Annotated in this window: 21 protein-coding genes; 12 read left to right on the forward strand and 9 right to left on the reverse strand. The window is 66.0% G+C overall.

From position 1 onward, the window contains the following. The first annotated feature begins 85 nt into the window (after positions 1 to 85). The 4 genes from ACAG21_RS05205 to ACAG21_RS05220 are packed head-to-tail and all read left to right on the forward strand — an operon-like array spanning position 86 to position 4,055. Positions 86 to 1,663, forward strand: a complete 1,578-nt coding sequence (locus ACAG21_RS05205) for a methylmalonyl-CoA mutase family protein (protein WP_370494890.1) — start codon at positions 86 to 88, stop codon at positions 1,661 to 1,663. Beyond that, positions 1,664 to 2,080, forward strand: coding sequence for a cobalamin-dependent protein (locus tag ACAG21_RS05210; RefSeq protein WP_370494891.1), 417 nt, complete (start codon positions 1,664 to 1,666; stop codon positions 2,078 to 2,080). It begins immediately after the preceding gene. Then, positions 2,065 to 3,021 carry an LLM class F420-dependent oxidoreductase gene (locus tag ACAG21_RS05215; protein ID WP_370494892.1) on the forward strand — a complete coding sequence of 319 codons (957 nt, stop codon included), beginning with the start codon at positions 2,065 to 2,067 and terminating at the stop codon, positions 3,019 to 3,021. The genes ACAG21_RS05210 and ACAG21_RS05215 overlap by 16 nt, the downstream gene beginning before the upstream one ends. Next, the gene (locus ACAG21_RS05220) at positions 3,018 to 4,055 is read left to right on the forward strand and encodes a CaiB/BaiF CoA transferase family protein (protein ID WP_370494893.1); all 1,038 of its coding nucleotides are present in this window, start codon (positions 3,018 to 3,020) and stop codon (positions 4,053 to 4,055) included. The genes ACAG21_RS05215 and ACAG21_RS05220 overlap by 4 nt, the downstream gene beginning before the upstream one ends. 6 nt (positions 4,056 to 4,061) lie before the next feature. Here the strand turns inward: ACAG21_RS05220 and ACAG21_RS05225 are convergent, their stop codons facing one another. Beyond that, entirely contained in the window at positions 4,062 to 4,967 is a 906-nt protein-coding gene (locus tag ACAG21_RS05225) for a LysR substrate-binding domain-containing protein (protein WP_370494894.1), read from the reverse strand. Positions 4,968 to 5,129: 162 nt separating this feature from the next. Here ACAG21_RS05225 and ACAG21_RS05230 point away from each other — a divergent pair, with 162 nt between their 5' ends. Beyond that, complete coding sequence (locus tag ACAG21_RS05230) at positions 5,130 to 6,023, forward strand: SDR family oxidoreductase (protein WP_370494895.1); 894 nt, start codon at positions 5,130 to 5,132, stop codon at positions 6,021 to 6,023. Between the two features lie 184 nt (positions 6,024 to 6,207). On the opposite strand, the gene ACAG21_RS05235 is transcribed toward ACAG21_RS05230, so the two are convergent. From ACAG21_RS05235 to ACAG21_RS05245, 3 genes are read right to left on the reverse strand one after another with little or no spacing between them, the layout of a single operon-like run. Continuing rightward, positions 6,208 to 7,473, reverse strand: coding sequence for an amidohydrolase family protein (locus tag ACAG21_RS05235; protein WP_370494896.1), 1,266 nt, complete (start codon positions 7,471 to 7,473; stop codon positions 6,208 to 6,210). Between the two features lie 25 nt (positions 7,474 to 7,498). Next, positions 7,499 to 7,813 (reverse strand): hypothetical protein, encoded by a 315-nt coding sequence (locus tag ACAG21_RS05240; protein WP_370494897.1) that lies wholly within the window; start codon positions 7,811 to 7,813, stop codon positions 7,499 to 7,501. Positions 7,814 to 7,832: 19 nt separating this feature from the next. Then, entirely contained in the window at positions 7,833 to 8,165 is a 333-nt protein-coding gene (locus ACAG21_RS05245) for a 2Fe-2S iron-sulfur cluster-binding protein (protein ID WP_370495045.1), read from the reverse strand. A gap of 151 nt (positions 8,166 to 8,316) precedes the next feature. On the opposite strand from ACAG21_RS05245, the gene ACAG21_RS05250 reads away from it, so the two are divergent. The 4 genes from ACAG21_RS05250 to ACAG21_RS05265 are packed head-to-tail and all read left to right on the forward strand — an operon-like array spanning position 8,317 to position 12,456. After that, positions 8,317 to 9,720, forward strand: a complete 1,404-nt coding sequence (locus ACAG21_RS05250; RefSeq protein WP_370494898.1) for a class I adenylate-forming enzyme family protein — start codon at positions 8,317 to 8,319, stop codon at positions 9,718 to 9,720. Next, positions 9,698 to 10,603 carry an acyl-CoA dehydrogenase family protein gene (locus ACAG21_RS05255; protein WP_370494899.1) on the forward strand — a complete coding sequence of 302 codons (906 nt, stop codon included), beginning with the start codon at positions 9,698 to 9,700 and terminating at the stop codon, positions 10,601 to 10,603. The genes ACAG21_RS05250 and ACAG21_RS05255 overlap by 23 nt, the downstream gene beginning before the upstream one ends. Beyond that, positions 10,590 to 11,687 carry an acyl-CoA dehydrogenase family protein gene (locus ACAG21_RS05260; RefSeq protein ID WP_370494900.1) on the forward strand — a complete coding sequence of 366 codons (1,098 nt, stop codon included), beginning with the start codon at positions 10,590 to 10,592 and terminating at the stop codon, positions 11,685 to 11,687. The genes ACAG21_RS05255 and ACAG21_RS05260 overlap by 14 nt, the downstream gene beginning before the upstream one ends. Before the next feature lies 1 nt (position 11,688). Continuing rightward, the gene (locus ACAG21_RS05265; RefSeq protein ID WP_370494901.1) at positions 11,689 to 12,456 is read left to right on the forward strand and encodes an enoyl-CoA hydratase/isomerase family protein; all 768 of its coding nucleotides are present in this window, start codon (positions 11,689 to 11,691) and stop codon (positions 12,454 to 12,456) included. A 36-nt stretch (positions 12,457 to 12,492) separates the two neighbouring features. Here the strand turns inward: ACAG21_RS05265 and ACAG21_RS05270 are convergent, their stop codons facing one another. Both ACAG21_RS05270 and ACAG21_RS05275 read right to left on the reverse strand, forming a co-directional pair. Beyond that, positions 12,493 to 12,735, reverse strand: a complete 243-nt coding sequence (locus tag ACAG21_RS05270; RefSeq protein WP_096290120.1) for a CsbD family protein — start codon at positions 12,733 to 12,735, stop codon at positions 12,493 to 12,495. Positions 12,736 to 12,867: 132 nt separating this feature from the next. After that, positions 12,868 to 13,737, reverse strand: a complete 870-nt coding sequence (locus ACAG21_RS05275; protein ID WP_370494902.1) for a proline iminopeptidase-family hydrolase — start codon at positions 13,735 to 13,737, stop codon at positions 12,868 to 12,870. A 313-nt stretch (positions 13,738 to 14,050) separates the two neighbouring features. Between ACAG21_RS05275 and meaB the strand changes: the two genes are divergently transcribed. Both meaB and ACAG21_RS05285 read left to right on the forward strand, forming a co-directional pair. Next, positions 14,051 to 14,938: a methylmalonyl Co-A mutase-associated GTPase MeaB gene (gene meaB, locus ACAG21_RS05280; RefSeq protein ID WP_370494903.1), complete on the forward strand. Its 888-nt coding sequence runs from the start codon at positions 14,051 to 14,053 to the stop codon at positions 14,936 to 14,938. A gap of 128 nt (positions 14,939 to 15,066) precedes the next feature. Continuing rightward, positions 15,067 to 15,966, forward strand: a complete 900-nt coding sequence (locus ACAG21_RS05285; protein ID WP_370494904.1) for a thiamine pyrophosphate-dependent enzyme — start codon at positions 15,067 to 15,069, stop codon at positions 15,964 to 15,966. On the opposite strand, the gene ACAG21_RS05290 is transcribed toward ACAG21_RS05285, so the two are convergent. After that, the gene (locus tag ACAG21_RS05290; RefSeq protein WP_096290117.1) at positions 15,959 to 16,612 is read right to left on the reverse strand and encodes a response regulator transcription factor; all 654 of its coding nucleotides are present in this window, start codon (positions 16,610 to 16,612) and stop codon (positions 15,959 to 15,961) included. The genes ACAG21_RS05285 and ACAG21_RS05290 overlap by 8 nt on opposite strands. A gap of 113 nt (positions 16,613 to 16,725) precedes the next feature. Here ACAG21_RS05290 and ACAG21_RS05295 point away from each other — a divergent pair, with 113 nt between their 5' ends. Next, a complete protein-coding gene (locus ACAG21_RS05295) occupies positions 16,726 to 17,943 on the forward strand; it encodes a sensor histidine kinase (protein ID WP_370494905.1) in 1,218 nt (405 codons plus the stop codon). Positions 17,944 to 17,947: 4 nt separating this feature from the next. Here ACAG21_RS05295 and ACAG21_RS05300 read toward each other — a convergent pair whose 3' ends face one another. Beyond that, positions 17,948 to 19,561 carry an FAD-dependent oxidoreductase gene (locus ACAG21_RS05300; protein WP_370494906.1) on the reverse strand — a complete coding sequence of 538 codons (1,614 nt, stop codon included), beginning with the start codon at positions 19,559 to 19,561 and terminating at the stop codon, positions 17,948 to 17,950. Between the two features lie 14 nt (positions 19,562 to 19,575). Continuing rightward, positions 19,576 to 20,253 carry an IclR family transcriptional regulator gene (locus ACAG21_RS05305; protein WP_370494907.1) on the reverse strand — a complete coding sequence of 226 codons (678 nt, stop codon included), beginning with the start codon at positions 20,251 to 20,253 and terminating at the stop codon, positions 19,576 to 19,578. Between the last annotated feature and the right edge of the window lie 105 nt (positions 20,254 to 20,358).

Consider the following 20,358-nt stretch of genomic DNA (forward strand, 5'->3'; position numbering starts at 1 on the left):
CTCCCTCTAGCCGCCCGGTCGCGCATTTGACCTGGTCAACATGTGGTATTGGCATTCTCTTTTTTTGCAAGTACGTTATTCATCGATGGATAATACGGCCCACACTCCCTCCGGCATCCCGCTGCAGCCCGTGTACGGGCCGGCGGATAGGAGCGCGGAGCCTCCGGCGCCCGGGGAGTTCCCCTTCACCCGGGGCAACTTCGCATCCGGCTATCGCGGCAAGTTATGGACTTTCCGCCAGTACTCCGGCTTCGGCACCGCCGAGGAATCCAATCGCCGTTACCGCTACCTGCTCGAGCAGGGCGGAACCGGGCTGTCGGTGGCGCTCGACCTGCCCACCCAGTGTGGCTACGACTCCGACGACCCCGAGTTCGGCGAGGAGGTCGGCCGCGTCGGCGTCGCGGTCGACACCCTGGCCGACTTCGAGATCCTGTTCGACGGCATCCCACTGGACAAGCTCAGCACGAGCATGACGATCAACGGAACGGCCGCGATCCTGCTGGCGTTCTACGTCGCCGCCGCCGAGAAAAAGGGGATACCGCGAGCCAAGCTCACCGGGACCATCCAGAACGACATCCTCAAGGAGTACGCCTCACGCGGAACCTGGATCTGGCCGCCCGAGCCGTCGCTGCGGCTGATCGCCGACACCATCGAATTCTGCGCGGCCGAAGTCCCCAGGTTCAACGCGATCTCGGTGGCCGGAGCGCACTTCCGTGACGCGGGGGCCAACGCGGTGCAGGAGATGGCGTTCACCCTGGCCGACGGGGTGACCTATTGCGACACCGTGGTCCAGCGCGGCCGGATGACGATCGACCAGTTCGCCCCACAGATCTCGTTTTTCTTCTACACCCACGGAGATTTCTTCGAAGAGATCGCCAAATACCGCGCGGGACGCCGCCGTTGGGCCACCATCGTGCAGGATCGCTACGGAGCGACGTCCGCCAAGGCCGCGATGTTCCGCTTCGGCTGTGTCTGTGGTGGTGCATCGCTGTACGCGCCGCAGGCCCACAACAACATCGTCCGGGTGGCCTACGAGGCGATGGCCGCAGTGCTGGGCGGGGTCCAGTCGATGTTCACCGCGGCCTGGGACGAGCCGTTCGCCCTGCCCACCGAGGAGACCACGACGCTGGCGCTGCGCACCCAGCAGATCCTGGCGCATGAAACCGGCGTGGCCAGCGTCGCCGACCCGCTGGGCGGCTCGTATTTCGTCGAGGCGCTGACCGACGCCACCGAGGAACGCATCATCGAGATCATGTCCGACCTCGAGCGGCATGGCGGAATGGTCCAGGCCATCGAGGACGGGTACCTACAGGGCCTGATCGCTGACGAAGCCTTCAACCTGCATCGCGACATCGAAGCCGGTACGCGACCGGTCGTCGGGGTCAACCGGTTCGTGACCGAGGAGCCCGAACACGATGTCGTCACCTACGAGCTGGACGCCGAAGGGCGTGATTTGCAGCTCAAGCGGCTGTCCAAGGTCAAGGCCGAAAGAGACTCGGCCGCAGTGCAATCCTGCCTTGCAGACTTGTCGCGTGCCGCCGAAGGAGACGACAACCTGATGCACACGTTGATCGACTGTGCCAACGCCTACTGCACGGTCGGGGAAATGGTTTCCGCACTCAAGGCGGTCTGGGGCGAATTCCAGCAACCGGTGGTGTTCTAAATGGCGGTAAGAATTCTGGTCGCGAAACCGGGTCTCGACGGACACGACCGCGGCGCCAAGATCGTCGCCCGTACCCTGCGTGATGCCGGGTTCGAGGTCATCTACACCGGCATCCGGCAGCGCATCGAAGACATCGCGTCGATCGCGGTGCAGGAGGACGTCGCCGTCGTCGGCCTGAGCATCTTGTCGGGTGCGCACCTGGCTCTCACCGCCCGGACCGTCGAGGCGTTGCGCGCCGCCGACGCCGCAGACATCGCCGTCGTCGTCGGGGGAACCATCCCGCACGCCGATGTGCCCAAGCTGATCTCCGCCGGCGCTGCCGCCGTATTCCCCACCGGCACACCGCTCGACAATCTGGTACGGGAAATCCGCTCACTGACCGGCACTGCCACGGAGGAAACATGCGCGTCGGAGTGATGATCGGCGCCGAGCGTGGCGATATGGCCCGCAAGGTGGACAGGCTGGTCTCGGATATCGAATGGGCCGAATCCGTGGGTCTGGACACCGCGTGGATGCCGCAGGTGCCCAACGACTTCGACTGCCTGACTATGGTGTCGTTGATGGCCGCGCACAGCTCACGCATAGAGCTGGGTACCGCAGTGGTGCCGCTGCAGGCCCAGCATCCGATTGCCCTTGCCCGTCAAGCGCTTTCGACGCATGCGGTGGCCGGCGGGCGGCTGGCACTGGGCGTGGGACCGTCGCACCACTGGATCATCCGTGACATGCTCGGTTTGCCGTATGAGAAGCCGTCCGCTTACACCCGCGACTACCTGCAGGTGCTCAACGCCGCGACCGCCGGGCCCGGATCGGTTGACATCGAGAATGACTCGTTCACCGTGCACAACCCGATGGCGATCGGAGCCGATACCCCGATGCCGGTCCTGGTCGCCGCGCTGGGGCCGGTGATGCTGCAGATCGCCGGTGAACTGGCCGACGGCACCGTGCTGTGGATGGCCGACGAGCGCGCGATCGGTGATCACATCGCACCGAAGATCACCAAGGCCGCCGCGGATGCCGGTCGCCCGTCGCCGCGGATCATCGCGGGTATCCCGGTATGCCTTTGTGCGCCTTCACGAGTCGACGAGGCCAAGGAGCGGGCCAACCGGATCCTGGGCGAGGCCGAGGTGTCGCCCAACTACCAGCGCCTGCTCGATCGCGGTGACGCGCGCGATGTCGGCGATTTGTGTGCGGCCGGTGACGAGGAAGCGATCCTCGCCCGGATGCGGCGGTTCGCCGACGCCGGTGTGACCGACCTGTCGGTACGGCTGTTGCCCATCGGCGACAACCGCGACGAGCTGGTCGCATCCAAGCGCCGAACCCGCGAAGTGATCGCCTCACTCGCAGCGGAATTGCGTTGACCGACAACAACACCGGGCCACTGACGGGGATACGCATCCTCGAAGTCGGCACCATGCTGGCGGGTCCGTACGCCACCATGCTGCTCGCCGATCTCGGTGCCGAGGTCACCAAGATCGAGCCCGCCGGTGGCGAGATCTCCCGCAGCGTCGGCGCCACCTACTTCGCCAGCATCAACCGCAACAAGTCCAGCATCACGCTGGACCTGAATTCCGCTGCGGGACAGCAACGGCTGGGTGAGCTGGTCGGTCAGGCGCATGCGTTGCTGGTAAACCTGAAACCTTCGGCCATCCGTCGGCTAGGGCTCACCTATGACGCGTTGCGACGGCACAACGAGCGGATCGTCTGCGTCGCGATCACCGGCTTCGGCCTGTACGGCGGCGACGACCCCGCCTTCGACTACGTGGTGCAGGCCGGCGTCGGCACCGCCGCGCTGACCGGCGACCCGGATGGCCCGCCGACGCTGCCCGGCTACTCCTCGGCCGACAACTCCACCGGAATGGCCGCGGCACTGGGACTTTTGGCCAAGATCATCTCCGGAACCGGTGGGCAGGTCGATGTGTCGCTGCGCGACGTGATGCTGTCACAACTGAACTATCACGCGTCGGCCTATCTCAACAGTGGCGTCGAGCCGCAGCGCCGACCGTACGGGGCTCACTCGTATTACGTTCCGGCCCAGCTGTTTCCGACCGCCGAGGGGTATCTGGCGCTGTTCATCACGCACGACGGCTTCTGGAAGTCGTTTGCCGCGGAGGCCGGCATCGGCGGGTTTGAAACGATGGCCGAGCGAGTCGCTCGCCGCGACGAAGTGCTGGCGGTGGTCGCGGCGATGCTGGCAACCGATAGCGCCGGCGGATGGGAACGTCGACTGCGCCCGCTGGGTGTTCCGGCAGCGGCCGTAAGGACCTTGCCCGAGGCGCTCGAGGCGACACCGGAAGTGGTTGTGACGGCAGGGGATTTCCGCCTCGTCGGCAGCCCGATCCACGTTTCCGGGTACCAGCCCGACTATCGGCCGCCCCCGGAGCTGCCGGAGTGAGCGCAGTTACGCCTGGGCCGGGGCGGTGAGGTGCGCTTCGGCCAGCTTGCGGAACGCCGCCACCAGCCGGTTGCGATCCCCGGCGCGCGTCGCCAAGACGACGCGGCAGGGCTCGACGCCTTGCAGTGGCACCGTGGTGATGTCGGGTCGCAGCGCGTTGCCGTGGAAGCCGGCCGTGATGGCCACCGCCTGTCCGGAGGCGATGACTTCGAACTTGTCCTCGAGCGCATCGATGAATGGTCCATCGGGCGCCCGCCGCCCGTCGGGACGGGGATCGATCCGCCAGTAAGCGCTCCAGGCCGGGTCGGAGTTGCGCACCCGCGGCATCGGCTCGTCGGCGATGTCGTCGAGGGTCACGAAATCGCGGCCCGCCAGGCGGTGGTCGATGGGCACCGCCAGTACCCGTGGCTCGTCATAGAGGATCGTCACGTGCAGCCCGTCGGTCGGAAACGGTAACCGGGTGACGACGGCGTCCACCCGATGACCGAGCAGGGCGTCAAGGGCCTGGCCCCAATCCAGGTGCGACACTTGCACGTCGGCATCGGGATGTTCGCGGCGCATCTCGCGCACCGCGGGGGTGACGATCATCCCGGTTGTGTATCCGATCGCAATGCGGAGGGGCTGGGCGGCGGCCCGGGCTTGCGCGGCGGCTTGCGTGGCCGAACGCAGTAGGGCCTTGGCTCGCGGCAGGAACACCTCCCCGGCCCCCGTCAGCCGGGTGCCCTGCGGCGTGCGGTCCAGCAGACGAACTCCCAGCTGCTGCTCGAGTCGGCGGATCTGACGGCTCAACGACGGCTGGGCGACCCGCAGCGCGCTCGCGGCCCGGCCGAAGTGTCGCTGTTCTGCGACCACGACGAAGTATCCGACCAGCCGCAGGTCGAGATCGATCACCGGCGACACCGAATCGGTCATGCGTGAAGTGTAGCCATCGACGCGAAAGAACTTTGCACCTACTAGCCCCATAACGTGCGGTGATGCTGATTCGGTATCGCGCCATATGAAACAGGCCTTGGACAGGAAGTCCGCGCGCTCCTTGACTTGAAGTCGCGAATATGGAGCAACGAAGGGATATCCATGCATGTCTTTGTGACCGGCGCGAGCGGACACATAGGTTCGGCCGTCGTCGACGAACTCGCGCAAGCCGGGCATCAAGTCACTGGACTGGCGCGCTCCGACCAGTCCGCCGCCGCGCTCGCGGCGAAGGGTGTCAGGGTGCACCGGGGTGACCTCGACGACCTCGACGGCTTGCGAGACGCCGCCGCGGCCTCCGACGGCGTCATTCACCTCGCGTTCAAACATGACTTCGACGACTTCCTGGGTGCGGCCGAGACCGACCTGCGCGCTGTGCGGGCAATCGGGGAGGCGCTCATCGGGTCCGACCGGCCCTTCGTCAGCACCTCGGGCACGCTGCTGCTCTCGATGTTGGGGCAGGGTGGTTTCGGCACCGAGCAGGACACACTGCCCAGCGGACCGCGGGTCGACTCGGAGAACGCGGTAATCGCGCCGGCCGATGCGGGGGTGCGATCGTCCGTGATCCGGCTTTCTCCGTTGGTCCACAGCGACTTGGACCACCACGGCTTCGCCCACCACCTCATCGGCACGGCCCGCGACGCCGGCAAGTCCGCTTACATCGGCGACGGGGCCAACCGCTGGCCGGCGGTCCACACGCTGGACGCCGCCCACCTCTACCGGCTGGCACTCGAAAAGGCGCCTCCGGGAACGCGTTTGCACGGTGTCGCCGATGAGGGGGTGCCATTCCGGGACATCGCCGCGGTGATCGGCCGCCACCTGAACGTCCCGGTGGTCAGCATCCCGGCCGATGAAGCCGGCCATTTCGGTTTCCTCGCGCTGTTTGCGGCTCTGGACAATCCGACGTCGAGCGCCTTGACGCAGAAGGTGCTCGGCTGGCAGCCGGAACGGGCGGGCCTGCTCGAAGACCTGGACGCCGGCCATTACTTCGGCGAATGAGCGACACCATGGCTGACTCGACCGGCAGCGGTGGGCAGGTTGGAGTGAACCGGATTCCGCGCGGTGTGGACCAACGAGGTCATCAGGAAAGGACGCCCTGGTACTGCTTGCCGCTGCTGCTGTCGATGGATCGAATTCGACTCGGGCATAAGGTATTCACACTCGGCGCCGACTGCCCTTGGATCTACCGCGCTACGGCGGCCTGCTTTTGCTCATAGAGCCGCGCCCACTCGGCCCGCGGCCGGATGGACACGTCGACGTCAGTCGCCTTGGCGCGCAAAGCCTTAACGGTCGCCTGGTCGCGGGCGGTGCGGGCGAACGGGTCCCAGCTGAAGAACTTGCAGGCGTTGGCCCAGGTGATCTTGTTGATGTCGGAGTCGTCGGCGCCGGCGGCGTTCAGCTCGGCCAGCACCTGCTCCGGCGCGTCGGGCCAGAAGCAGTCCGAGTGCGGGTAGTCGCACTCCCAGGCGATGATGTCGATGCCGATCTCGTGGCGCAGCTTCAGTGACGTCTTGTCGGTGACGTAGCAGGCCAGCGAATGCTCGCGGAACACATCGCTGGGCAGCTTGTCGCCGAAGTCGCGGCGCAGCCACTTCTGGTTGGTGTAGTGGCGGTCGCTGCGGTCCAGGTAGAACGGGATCCAGCCGATGCCGCCCTCGGAGAAGGCGAACTTCAGGTCGGGATAATTGCGCATCGCGGGGCCCCACAGCAGATCCTGCGCGCACATCGCCGACACCTGGGTGGCCAGAATGATCATGTTGTCGATCGGAGCGTTGGGGGCCATGCTGATCGCCCCGAATCCGGTGCCGATGTGCAGGCACATCACCACGTTCTCTTCGGACAGGGTGCGGAACACCGGGCCCCAGTAGTCCTCGTCGTGGTAGCTCGGAAGCCCTTCCAGGTGCGGCAATTCCGGCATCGTCACCGCCCGGCAGCCCTTGGCCGCCACCCGGCGGATCTCGGCGCACATGGCCTCCGGGTTCCACGTCGGCAAGATGGCGATCGGGATGAACCGGTCCGGGTAGGAGCCGGCCCATTCGTCGATGTGCCAGTCGTTGTAGGCCGACACCATCACCAGCGTCGCCTCCTCGCGGTGCATGTTGAGATGCCGCGCAGAGAAGCCGGTGAACGTCGGGAAGCACATCGACGCGAGAATGCCGTTGCGGTTCATGTCCCGAACGCGTTCGTGGACGTCGTAGACGCCGGGACGCATCTCCGCGAAACCGGCCGGATCGCGGCCCCATTCCTCGGCCGGCCAGGACACCACGGCGTTGAGACCGCTCACGCCCTGCGGCCTGCCCTGGTACATCCACTGGTCGACGCCCTTGTCGTCGACCACGACGATCGGCGCCTCGGGCTTGTACTTGGCGGGCACGTGGCGCAGGAACATGTCCGGCGGCTCGACGACGTGGTCGTCAATGCTCACCAGGATCAGGTCATCGACATCCATGCGAAATTCCTTCTCGGACAAGCGGCTAGCCACCGCACTCGGTCGTCGTCAACAGCAGCCGGGGGATCGGCGCGGGATCAAGCAGCAATGCATCCGACATCGTCAGCTGCCCGGCACTGGCGATCATGTTGTCCAGCACGGCCTGTAGGTCGTCGCCCTCGATCTCGTAGATGGCCACATAGGGGCCGTCGGCGTTGACCGGACGCAAGCGCCGCGCCGAGACGAATCCGTCGAGAGCGACGAGCTCAGGCAGATGGACTTCGTCATACCAGGTGTTGTATTCCTGGTCGCGTTCAGGCGAACTGGGTCGACTCTCCACCAGGATGATGCCTTTGGCCATGTCGCCACCTCTTTCGTGACTATTCGTAGCGCACCGTAACCGAATCCGAATCGGGTACGCCCTGGCATGTCAAAATGTAGCCTTCGTCCACCTCGTCGTCGTCGAGAGCGTCGTTGATCCGCATCGTCGCGTGCCCGCTCTCCAGTCGGGCCATGCAGGTGCCACAGTTGCCGGCCTCGCAGTTGAACGGGGGATCCAGGCCGGCCCGCCGCGCGCTTTCCAGGAGCGTCTCGCCGGGCACCAACGGTACCGACGCCTTCTTGCGTTCCAGGAAGATCGTCACCGTGCCGGGCTCGGCGCCGTTCGATGTGGGATCTGCCACCCTTGGAGTCTCCTCAATCGTCGCGGCGATCGCCGCGCGCTGTAACGCTTCGGGTTCCGACTCTGCCGCCCCCGCCCGTACTTGCGTTCTTCAGTATAGAGAATACTATTCTCACTAGCCGATAGCATCTTCTCTACTGCGCCGATGTCGGGTCAGCCTGGCCTGCGGGGAAGGACAGGACGTGACCGAGCCGGCCGCGCTCGCGTTCGAGGACCGGCAGTTCAGCCTGCCCGAGCTCGACACGATGGCCAACAATCTGGCCGCGGCCTTGAGCAAAAGCGGTGTCGCCGCGGGCCAGCGGGTGGCCGTCATGTCGTCGAACCGCCCAGAATTCGTCGCCGTCCTGCTCGGGATCTGGCGGCTGGGCGCCACGGCGGTGCTGATCAGTCCCGCGTGGAAGCACGACGAGGTCGATCACGCGTTGTCGCTGACCGACCCCGGCCACGCCGTAGGGGACCATCCGGTGCTGGCCGGGCTGATGCCGATGCTGCTCCTGGACGATCCGGTCGCGCCCGCCGAGCCGATGCCAATGTCGTCTCTGCCGCGCGCCGATGCGGTGCTGGTGTTCAGTTCGGGTACCACCGGCCTGCCGAAGGCGGTCCGGCACACCCACGCCACATTGACCGAGGCCGTGCGGCACTGGCGCGCCGCGCTGCAACTCACCCGCCGGGATCGCATCCAGGTTGCCACGCCGCCGTCGCACATCCTCGGTCTGCTCAACATCATCACCGCGCTGCGCACCGGAGCCTGGCTGCGCCTGCATCGCCGCTTCGATATCGACTCGATGCTGCATCACATCGAAAAAGACCGCATCACAATCGAAATGGCGGTCGCGCCCATCGCGCTGGCCATCGCCTCGCACCCGACGCTCGAGTCATACGACCTGTCGTCACTGCGCTTCATCATGTGGGGAGCGACGCCGGTCAGCGTCAGCGTCGCCGAGACCGTGACACGGCGCACCGGCGTCGGATGGGTTCCGGCCTACGGCACCACGGAACTTCCTGTCGTTGCTTGCAATCCGCTCGACGGTGCCCGGCTCGACACGGTCGGGCGCCCGGTGCCGGGGGTGCAGCTGCGGGTCGTCTCGCTGGAGACCGGTCAGCCGGTCGGCCCGGGTGAGGTCGGTGAGATCCAGGCGCGGTCAAGCTCACTGATGGCCGGCTACCTGCCGGCCGCGGCGACCGGCGAGGCGGTGTGCGACGGCTGGTATCGCACCGGGGACGTCGGCTGGCTCGACGCCGATCGTTGGTTGCGGATCACCGACCGCCTCAAGGAGATGATCAAGGTGCGTGGCTTCCAGGTCGCACCGGCCGAAATCGAGACGGTGTTGCATGGGCATCCCGCCGTCAAAGACTGTGCGGTGTTCGGCATTCCGGACGGGATCAACGGGGAAGCCGTCGTTGCCGCGGTATCCACCCGGGTTCCCGTCGACGCCGCCGACCTCACCGCCAGGGTGGATGAGAAGCTGGCCTCCTACAAACATCTGAGCCGGGTCGTATTCGTATCTGATATTCCCCGCCTGCCGTCGGGCAAGGTGCTGCGCCGAGTGCTGAAGGAGCGCTATGGATGTACGTCTGACAGCTGAACAGCAACAGTTGCGTGATGCCGCCGCCAAGCTGGCCGACGATCTCGGGCCGGCCACGGTTGCGGACCTCGCCGACGACAGCCGAATCGCCAGGCTGGACAAGCAGATTGCGGCGACGGGCTGGCGATCGCTGCGCTCCGACGGGGCCTCCGGTGTCGAAGTTGCGATCGTCGCCGAGGAATTCGGCCGCCGGTTGGTCGACACCCCGTTTCTCGGACCGGTGCTGGCCGACGACCTGGCCCACCGCACCGGTGCCGACGCCGCCGACGCGACGGTGGCCGTCGACGACCGCGTGATCGACGTGCGCGGTGCTCGGCGCGTTCTATCGTTGTCCGGCACCACGGTGCTGGCCGCAAACCCCGGTGCGGCGCGTGCCGGTGCCGACTTGACCAGAGCCGAGGCCGAATTGGGTGGCTCTGCCGAGAAGCTCGGCGAGCTGGCGGACGACGCCGCGGCCCGGTGGTACGCGCTCGCGCTGGTCACCACGACGGCAGACCTGGTCGGAATCGCCCGGGGCGCACATGCCGTCGCGTGTGACTACGCCAAAATTCGCGAACAGTACGGCAAGCAGATCGGCTCGTATCAGGCTATTGCCCACCTGCTGGCGGAAAGCCTTGCCCTGATTGAGGGTTCGGTCAGCGTGCTGCGCCATGCCGCGTGGGGCGTCGACGAACTCGAGCCGGCCGAAGCCATTCGTGCCGCGCACATCGCGAAGGTCTACTGCGCGCGTGCCACCCGAACCGTGTGTGAGACCGCGGTTCAGGTACACGGCGGCATCGGCAATACCTGGGAGTGCATCGCGCACGTCTACCTGCGCCGCGCCTTGACCTCGACGGAGCTGTGGCCCGTCACGTTGAAGGAGATCGATCTTGGACTTTCGTGACTCACCCGAAGAGGCCGCCTTCCGCGAGCGACTGCGCACTTGGCTTTCGGCGCACGCCAAGGAATTCTCCGGGTCGGGCGACGAGTACTGGGCGCGGATGGCCGACTGGCATCGTGCCCTGTACGAGAACGGCTTTTTCGGCCTGTCCTGGCCACGCGATTGGGGTGGGCAGGACCTGGCGCCGGTGTACGACGTCATCGTCGACGAGGAGCTGGTGCGGGCGGGCGCTCCGCCGCGGCCCAGCGTCGGCTATCTGGTGTACGGCATCGGTGAGCACGCCAGCGACGAGGTCCGCAAGCGCTTCCTGCCCGGCATCATCAACGGCACCGAGCGCTGGTGCCAAGGCTTCAGCGAACCCGGAGCGGGCTCGGATCTGGCGTCGCTGACCACCACCGCCACCCGCGACGGCGACAGCTACGTCATCCACGGACACAAAATCTGGACCAGCTACTCCGACGTCGCCGACTGGTGTCTGCTACTGGCCCGCACCGATCCCGACGCGAAGCGACACCGGGGTCTGTCGGCGTTCGTGATCGCGATGAAACAGCCTGGCGTGCAACAACGTCCGTTGCGGATGATGAACGGCGTCACCAACGAATTCGGCCAGGTGTTCTTCGACGGCGCCACAGTACCGGCGGATCGGATGGTCGGTGCTCCCGGTGACGGCTGGGCCGTTGCGATGACCGTGGTCGGACACGAACGTGAGCCCTCGACCCTCGGCTACGCAGCGCGATACGGCAAGCTTGTCCGAGAGCTGTTGGCGCACTGGGTTGATCGAGAAGGTTCGGTTCCTGAAGAGTTGGCCTGGGCTGCTGTTCAATCGGACATGTTGACCCACCACGTGCGGCGGCGGTTGTCCGAGCAGCTGGACGGGGTCTCGCACGGGTCGGAAGGCTCGTTGGACAAGCTGCTGATGACCTGGGTCGAACAATCGGTGGGCCACGCCGCGCTGGCGGTCGCCGGAACCCGCGACCCAAACCTGCTGAGCGCCTACCTGTACAGCCGCGCGCAGAGCGTCATGGGCGGGACATCACAGATCCAGAAAAACATCATCGCTTCGCGCATCTTGGGATTGGGAGTCTGACGTGTACGACATGCCTGCTGAAATCGACGTCCGTGCCGACGGTGCACTGCGGATCATCACGCTAAACCGGCCGGACTCGCTGAACTCCGTCAACGACGACCTGCACTCCGGGCTGGCGCGGATTTGGCAGCGGTTGACCGACGATGCAGGCGCCCGCGCCGCGGTGATCACCGGTGCCGGCCGGGCATTCTCGGCCGGCGGCGACTTCGGATACCTCGAGGAACTCTCGAACGATGCGGACCTGCGGGCCAAGACCATTCGCGACGGGCGCGAGATCGTACTGGGCATGGCGCGGTGCCGAATCCCTGTGGTAGCGGCGGTAAATGGGCCGGCCGTCGGACTGGGTTGCAGCCTGGTCGCGCTGAGCGACCTCGTCTACATCGCCGAGGACGCCTACCTGGCCGACCCGCACGTGCAGGTCGGCTTGGTCGCCGCCGACGGTGGGCCACTGACCTGGCCGCTGCACATCAGCCTGCTGCTGGCCAAGGAGTACGCGCTGACCGGCACTCGCATCAAGGCGCAGCGCGCCGTCGAACTCGGGCTGGCCAACCATGTGGCCGCCGACCCGCTCGCCGAGGCGATCGCTTGCGCTGAAAAGATTTTGGCACTACCGCAGCAGGCCGTCGAGAGCACCAAGCGCGTGCTCAACATTCACCTGGAGCGGGCGGTGCTGGCCAGCCTCGACTACGCACTCTCGGCCGAGAGCCAATCGTTTCTGACCGAGGACTTCCGGGCCAACGTCGCGAAATTCAACGCCGCGAAGAACTGAGCCGCACAACGCGACTCAGTTCTTCGACAGGCGTGACTAGCTCTTGGCCGCGGCCTTTTCGCGAGCCTCAGCCGTCTTCTCCGCCCCGCGGGCAGCCTCGGCCTGAGCCTCTTTCTTGGCCACGTCGCGCTGCGCCTTGGCCTTGTCCTGCTGGGCGCGGCCTTCCTTACGAAGACCCTCGTGGTTGACGAGGATGCCAAGGATTTCCTTGGTCTTCCCGATCGCGTCCTCGATGACGCCCTTGATGCCTTCCACGATTCCATTGTCGCGCTCAGTCATGATGGAACCCCCTTCGTGAGAAGTTATTGGTCTAATGTCCCGTACCCGAAGAGACCGTCGGGACAACGTTTTAATCGGCGCGTCGGGTGTGGTGTCGGTCACCTTGTCCGTTCACCAGCGACAACGGCCATCTCAATCGTCGTGGTGGCCCAGGAAGTCGCGCATCACCTCGTCGAACAACGCGGGTTGCTCGATGAACGGCATATGCGAGCTCGACTCGAACAACTCGAACCGCGAGTCTTTGATGCGCCGATGCATGGCGTACATGTGCTCGTGGTCGCATTCGTCGTAGCGGCCCGCTACGACGAGGGTCGGCAGGTCGAGCTCGGCCAATCGGTCGAATACGTCCCAGTTGCTGACGTTGCCGACGATGCGAAAGTCGCTGGGGCCGAACATCGTTTCGAAGACTTCGGCGCCCATGCGGATGAACGCATCCTGAAGTTCTGGTGGCCAGGGCCGGACCCGGCAGAGATACGTCTCATTCCAGGTGCGGATCGCGTCCTGGTATTCGGGCGAGTGCGTGGTGCCGGCGGCCTCGTGGCGGTCGATGGCGGATTGAGTGTCCGGGTCCAAGTCGCGCTTGAGCCGGTCCACCATCTCCGAGAACGCGGGGATGGACGCGATGCTGTTGGAGATGGTCAGGCTGGCCGCGGTCGACGGGACGTCGAGCAGGTACTGCTGCGCCAGCATTCCGCCCCACGAGTTGCCGAACACATGGAAGCGTTCCAGGCCGAGTGCGCCGACGACAGCGTCCACCTCGGCGACCGAGCGGTCCATCGTCCAAAGTGTGGTGTCCGACGGGCATTCCGAATTCCCGCAGCCAAGCTGATCCCAGAAAATGACCTCGCGTTCATCGGCCAGGCGTTCCAGTGACAGCAAGTAGTTGTGCGGTACGCCGGGCCCGCCGTGAATCGCCAGCAGGGGAAGACCCGCCCCACCGCCGACGCGCTTGAACCACACTCTTCCGCCCGGAACCGCGATGGTCCCCTCTGATTGCGTCATGGCTGCCCGCCGCCTCCCTACGTCTGAAGAGCAGTGTCCGCGGATGGCACGAAAGCGTAGTCCGCCCGCAAATGCCGCCGCGAGGCTGTAACTAACGACGTATTTGCCGAGTGGCAGTGTCGGTGGTTGCAATCTCGCGCGGGTTCGGGGAGGGTTCGCGCCCGGCGTCGCCTTGCAACTGAGACTCTCGAAATGTGAGAATGGTGTTCTCACCGAGTTGGGGGCGGCTCTCGAAGCCCCGCACTGTGCCGGCTGAACTGGAGAAACCTGTGCCCGAAGCTGTCATCGAGGTGCCGGCTCCCATAATGTCGTCATGACGATCGTCGACCTAATTGCCGCAGCGCGCAACGGATCTCAGCGCGCGGCGGGTCGGCTGCTCAGCCTCGTGGAGGGTGACCAGCGCGACGAGGTGCTGGCCGGCATCGGCCCGGCAAGCGCTCTCACGGTGCGTGTCGTCGGGATTACCGGCCCGCCCGGCGCGGGTAAGTCGACGACGGTTGCGGCCCTCGTCGGCGCCTACCGCGAGCGCGGCTGCCGGGTAGCCGTGCTGGCGGTCGACCCGTCATCGCCGTTCAGCGGCGGGGCGCTACTGGGCGACCGGATTCGAATGGCCGCGCATATCAATGACTCTGACGTGCTGATCCGCTCGGTGGCAAGCCGCGGACATCTTGGGGGTTTGGCGGCCGCGGTACCGGCGGCCATCCGCCTGCTGGGTGCGATCGGCTACGACTTGGTGCTGCTGGAAACCGTGGGGGTGGGGCAGTCGGAGATCGAGATCGCCGCCGTCGCCGACCCCACCGTCGTGATCCTCAACCCCGGAGCGGGAGACGCGGTCCAGGCCGCCAAGGCGGGGGTGCTCGAAGTCGCCGACATCGTCGCGGTCAACAAGGCCGACCGGGAAGGCGCCGAACAGACCGTGCGCGACCTGCGCGCCGAGACCAAGGCACCCATCGTCAGCCTGATCGCCGCACGAGGTGAGGGTGTGGCAGACCTCGTCGCCGTCATCGACGACCATCACCGCACCGACAACCGTGAGCGTCGGGTGGCGCGAGCCCGCGCTCAAATCCTGTCCCTGGCCCAAAGTCAGTTGCGGACCCGGGCGGACCTCGATGCGCTCGCTCAGTCGGTGGTCGACGGCCAGGACGACCCGTACTCGGCCGCCGCGCGACTGCTGTTACGCGCAGGTCAGGACCAGGACTGAGGCTCGCCTGTCCCCCGATCGGGGGAACGGGCTTTCATCCGGATTCCGGCCCGATCAGCGGAGGTTTACCCAGCCAGAGCGGCCTAACTTAGCTCTTGTAGCCACGACGAGTTAAGGAGACCCGCAAGATGACTCGCACACCCGAACTGTCCGCGGCACGGTTGCGTGACCAGGTGGAGATGTACCGGCAAATGTGGGTCTTGCGCCTGCTCGACATGGCAGTGGAGGAGTTGCGCATCGACGGTCGCCTCAATCAGCCCGTCCAGGCCGCCTTCGGCCAAGAAGCCGTTGCCATCGGAACCGCCGCGGCGCTTCGTCCGGGCGACGTCATGACCACGGGCATCGTTCATCTGCAGCACGCGCAGCAGGTCGCGTGCGCGCTGCCGCTGGGCCCGGCCATCGCTGCGCTGTCCGCACCCGGCTTCGGTCCGGACAACGACGAGGACGCGTCGTTCGTGGTGTCCGTTCGTGGGTTGTCGGCAACCCAAAACGCTCTGCAGCAGTCGCCGCTGCTGGCCGTGGGACATGCCTACGGCAAGCAATTGCTTGACGACGGCCGGGTTACGTTGTGCGCCATGGAAACTCGTGACGTGAAGTCCGCGGACTTCGCCGAGGCCGCACACATCGCGGTGTCCTGGCAGCTTCCGGTGGTGTTCGTCGTCGAGAACGCCCGTCAGGACAACTACGCGGCCGAATGCCACGGTATCCCGGTGCTCTCTGTCGACGGCAACGACGTTGAGGCGGTTCGTGACTCGGTCGCCGAGGCTGTGCGACGGGCGGGCGAGGGCGGGGGTCCCGTTCTGGTCCAGGCGATGACAAAGCGCACGAACGGTGTCTCCTCGGTCGACCCACTGGTCTTCGAAAGGCAGCGACTGATCGGCGCCGGCATCAGCGCCGGCCACCTTTACGAGCTGGAGCGCCGGGCTCGGCACCTGGTCGCCGAGGCCGAAGCTCACGCCAAAGCGATGTTGGCCGAAGAGCAGCCGGAGCCCATTCGGGAGCCCGAGGTTTGGCCGGCCGCTAGTTGAGCAGACCTTGCCGCATCGCCTCGGCCACAGCTGCCGCCCGGTCGCTGACCCCGAGCTTCTCGTATAGGCGCTGCACGTGGGTTTTGACGGTGGAGGGCGCGACGAACAGCTCGCCGGCGATCGCGGGGATGCTTTGACCGCGCGCAATCCGATTGAGCACCTCGCGCTCGCGAGCGGACAGCACAGGAGCCGACGGTTCGGCGCGCTGCCGAATCTGCGCGGCAAGTCCTCCGGCAAGAGAGGGCGCCACCACGTCGTTCCCGTTCGCGCAATCGAGCACAGCTTTGACGATCTCGGTGCGCGTCGAATCCTTGAGCAGAAAGCCGGCCGCGCCCTGCTGCAGCGCTTGATACACGATGGCCGCCTCGTCGTGGGCGGACAGCAGCAGCACGCGGGTGGGCAAGTCGTTGCTTCGCACCGCCGCGGCCACTTGGGCGCCGTCCATGCCGGGCATCCGGAAGTCGAGCAACGCGACGTCGGGCCGGTGCTCCTTGATCAGTTCCAACGCTTGCGTGCCGTCGTCGGCCTCGCCGACGACGTTCACCTCACCGCTGAGCGCAAGTGCGCGCACCACCCCTTCCCGGAAGAGCGGGTGATCATCGCCGACAACGACGCTGACCTTCTCGGGCGTTGCTGCGCCGGCCATGGCGGTCAGTGTAGCCGTTTGCCGCACCAGCGCAGATTGTCGCCGCGGACAACCTGATGAAGGTTTTGCCGCTTAGCCCGGGAGGGGCGCGCACAGATGAGTACTGTGATCGCGTGGCGGATACCAGCGACGCAGAGCTGCACCGGGTACGCAGGATTCACCAGCTGCGCTCGTATCGGATCGCGTCGGTGATCCGGATCGGCGTGGTGGGGCTGATGATCGCGGCCATGATCATCGGCACTCCGCGGCATGAATGGCCGCAGCAAGCCCTGTTGATCGTTCTGTACGCAGTTTTCGCACAGTTTGCTTTGGCCCGAGCGTTTGCTTCCTTTCAATGGCTCAAGAGGGGGCGCTTGGTCGGGATCGGCCGGCTCGAACCATTCGCATTCACCATCGTTGACGTCATTACGTTGACGGTCTTTCAGGTGTTGTCCACCGACCGCATCGATCCCTTGCTGATCATGATGCTGCTGCCCATCTTCATCGGCCTGGATACCTCGTCGCGACGCGCGGCGGTGGTACTGGCCTGCTCGATGGCGGGGTTCCTCGTTGCGGTGCTGGAAGATCCGTTCATGCGAAAAGAATTCGGACTTGCCGAGTGCTTGTTCCGGTTCACGCTTTACGCCTGCCTCTGCGGCACGGCCTATATGGCGGTGCGCATGGAGGAACGGCACACGCGCGCGATCGCTGGGCTGAGCGCGTTGCAGGAGGAATTGCTGGCTCAGACGATGACGGCGTCCGACGTGCTACAGCGCCGCATTTCGGAATCCATTCACGACGGACCCCTGCAAGACGTGCTGGCCGTGCGGCAGGAGGTCGTCGAACTCAGGGCCGCCTATCCCGGCGATGAACGTGTCGAACGCGCGCTCTCCGGGCTTCAGATCGCTTCGCAGAGCTTGCGGCAGGCGACTTTTGAATTGCATCCGGCGGTGTTGGAGCAGGCCGGGTTGGGTGCCGCGGTGCAGGAACTGGCCGCCTACACCCAGCGACGGTCGGGCATCGAGGTCAGTACCGACATCGATTATCCGATTCGCGACGAGATCGACCGGATCGTTTTCGGCGCCGTGCGCGAACTGCTGTCCAATGTCGTGCACCACTCGAGGGCTCGGCACGCATCGGTCACGCTCGGGGTGACCGACGGCAGATGTGTGTTGAACGTGACCGACGATGGAGTGGGCTTCAACGCAGAAACCATGGCGCGCCGCCTCGGCGAGGGCCACATCGGATTGGAGTCGCACCGGACCCGGGTGGACGCGGCCGGCGGCATCTTCCTGATCCTCGACGCCCCGGTGGGCACTCACATCTGCGTCGAAGTGCCGCTGAAGGGCTGAACCCCTACTTCAGGTCGACAGACTTTCCGGTGGCGGCGGCGTAGCCCGCGCGGTAGCCGAAAACCATTGCCGGACCCAGTGTTCCGCCGGCACCGCCGTAGGCGCGGCCGGTCGCCCCGGCCATCGCGTTGCCCGCGGCGAACAGGCCCGGGATCGGTTCCCCGTTGACATGCAGAACGCGGCCGTCGTGGTCGGTACGCGGCCCGCCCTTGGTGCCCATTGCCCCGATCGACACGGGCACGGCGTAATAGGGCGCGGTGTCGATTGGGCCGAGCGTCTTGCCGGCAGCCGTGGTGGCGCTGTCATCACCCCAATAGCCGTCGTAGGCACTGCAACCGCGGCCGAAGTCCGGATCTTGCCCCTCGGCGACATGGCGGTTCCACTCGTCGATCGTGCGGATCAGACCGTCGGCGTCGATGCCGGTCTTGGCGCCCAGTTCGTTGAGGTCCGCGGACTCGCAGAACCAGTCCGGAACCGGCTCGCCGGGAGCGACACCCAGAAATCCGTAGCGCTGCAGGTGAACTGAGTCGAACACTATCCAGCCGCGATCATTGATATAGCCGTCGCGGGGGTCCAGGTACTGGAACGCGCCGGCCATCGAGTTGTAATCGCATGCCTCGTTGACGAAGCGGTGTCCCGCCTGGTTGACGATGATGCTTCTCGGCCGCGTCCGCTCCAGTCGCACGCTGCGGCTGCGCTGCCTGCCTTCGATGGTGTCGCCGGGGATCTGCACGATCGGGACCCACCATGCCTCGCCCATGTTGGCCAGATCCGCACCGTGTGCCATCGCCATTCGCAGCCCATCGCCGGTGTTGTTCGGCGGCGAGACCGGACCATGCATCGGGCCGCGCAGGAATGCCTGCACCAAGGCGGGGTCCCATTCGAAGCCGCCGACAGCGAGGACGACTCCGCGGCGCGCGCGCACGTTGATCCGCCTGCCGGCCAAGGCAATTCGCACGCCGGTGATTTCGCCGCCCTCGGCGATGAGTTCTTCGGCGCGAGCGTTGGTGTGCGGTGTCACCCCGGCATCCAGCAAACCCTTGAGTAGCCCCGCGATCAGCGCGGTACCGGCCACGCACAGATCGCTGCCTTCCTCGATCTGCACGTGTAGGCGTGCTCGGGTTTCGGCATCGATACCGACGTTGGACCAGTCGGCGGGAAACGAGGTAATCCGTTGGCCCCACTCGCCGATCTCGTTCAGGTCGAACGGGCCCGCACTCAGGGACCGGCCGCCGCTCGGCTGTCCGCCGGGCAGCTCCGGCCGGTAATCGGGGAAACCCGCGGCGATGTCGAAACGCAGGGCGCTGTGCTCTTCCACGAATTCCAGCATGGTCGGACCGGTACGCACGAACGTTTCGACCAGGGCATCGTCCATCTGCCCGAGGGACTGCGCACGCAGGTACCGCAACGCGTCGGCTTGCGTCAATTCGCCTTCGGGAGAACGGTTATGGGCGGGGATCCAGATGATGCCGCCCGACACCGCGGTGGTCCCGCCAACGGTCGGGGCCTTCTCGAACACCTCGACGGACGCGCCGGCGGCCACCGCCGACAATGCGGCGGTGAGCCCGGCCCCGCCCGTGCCGAGCACGACGACGTCGACTTCGGAATCCCAAGACATCAGCTGCAATCCCTTCAGCTCAGCAGCTCGGACAACTGCTTGGCGGCTTTGACGACCGCTTCCCTGCCGCGCATCACGACGTCCTCCCGATGGGAGATGAGGTTGATGCATGTCGGTGGGGACGGCGCCGGGCGGTGGACCGCCACGGCCAGGCCGTACGTATTCGGTTCGATCTCGCCGTAGGTCGTCACCCAGCCGCGCTCGCGTGCCCGCGACACCAGTTCCCGTTCACCCGGCCGCGGGGGCAGGCTTGCCAGCAAAGCGATTCCAGCGGCGCCGCGGTCCAGCGGGTACCGGCTGCCCTCGTGGAAGGACAGTTGGTAGGCCACGTGGCTCGGCACGATCACCGCGACCGCCACCTGTTGATCGCCCTCGGCGACGAGCAAGGACACGGTGGTACCCAGTTCGTCGGCCAGGGCCCGTAGCGTCGGCAGACTCAGCTGACGCACATTGCGGTCGAACGAGGCACCGAGGACCGCGAGGCCGGCGGCCGGCCGGTATCGCCCGTCTTCGCCCTTGGCCACCAAACGGAATTGGGCCAGCGTCGACAGCAGGCGATAGGCGATAGTCCGGTGCACCCCGACCTGGTCGGCGAGCTGCTGGACGGTCAGTCCGGTCGGGGAATCCGCCACCATCTGCAGCGCGGTGATTCCCCTCGCGAGCGTTTGCGAGCCGGTACCCGAACCCGTCACAGCCTTGACATACCTCCATGCGAGAGCGAAGCTCTAATATATAACGCACGCCAGTGTGCGATATTCGCACACGTAATAAGTCTAAAACGAGAATCTGATTTCCAC

Source organism: Mycobacterium sp. pR1184 (assembly GCF_041287235.1).
Taxonomy (GTDB): Bacteria; Actinomycetota; Actinomycetes; order Mycobacteriales; family Mycobacteriaceae; genus Mycobacterium.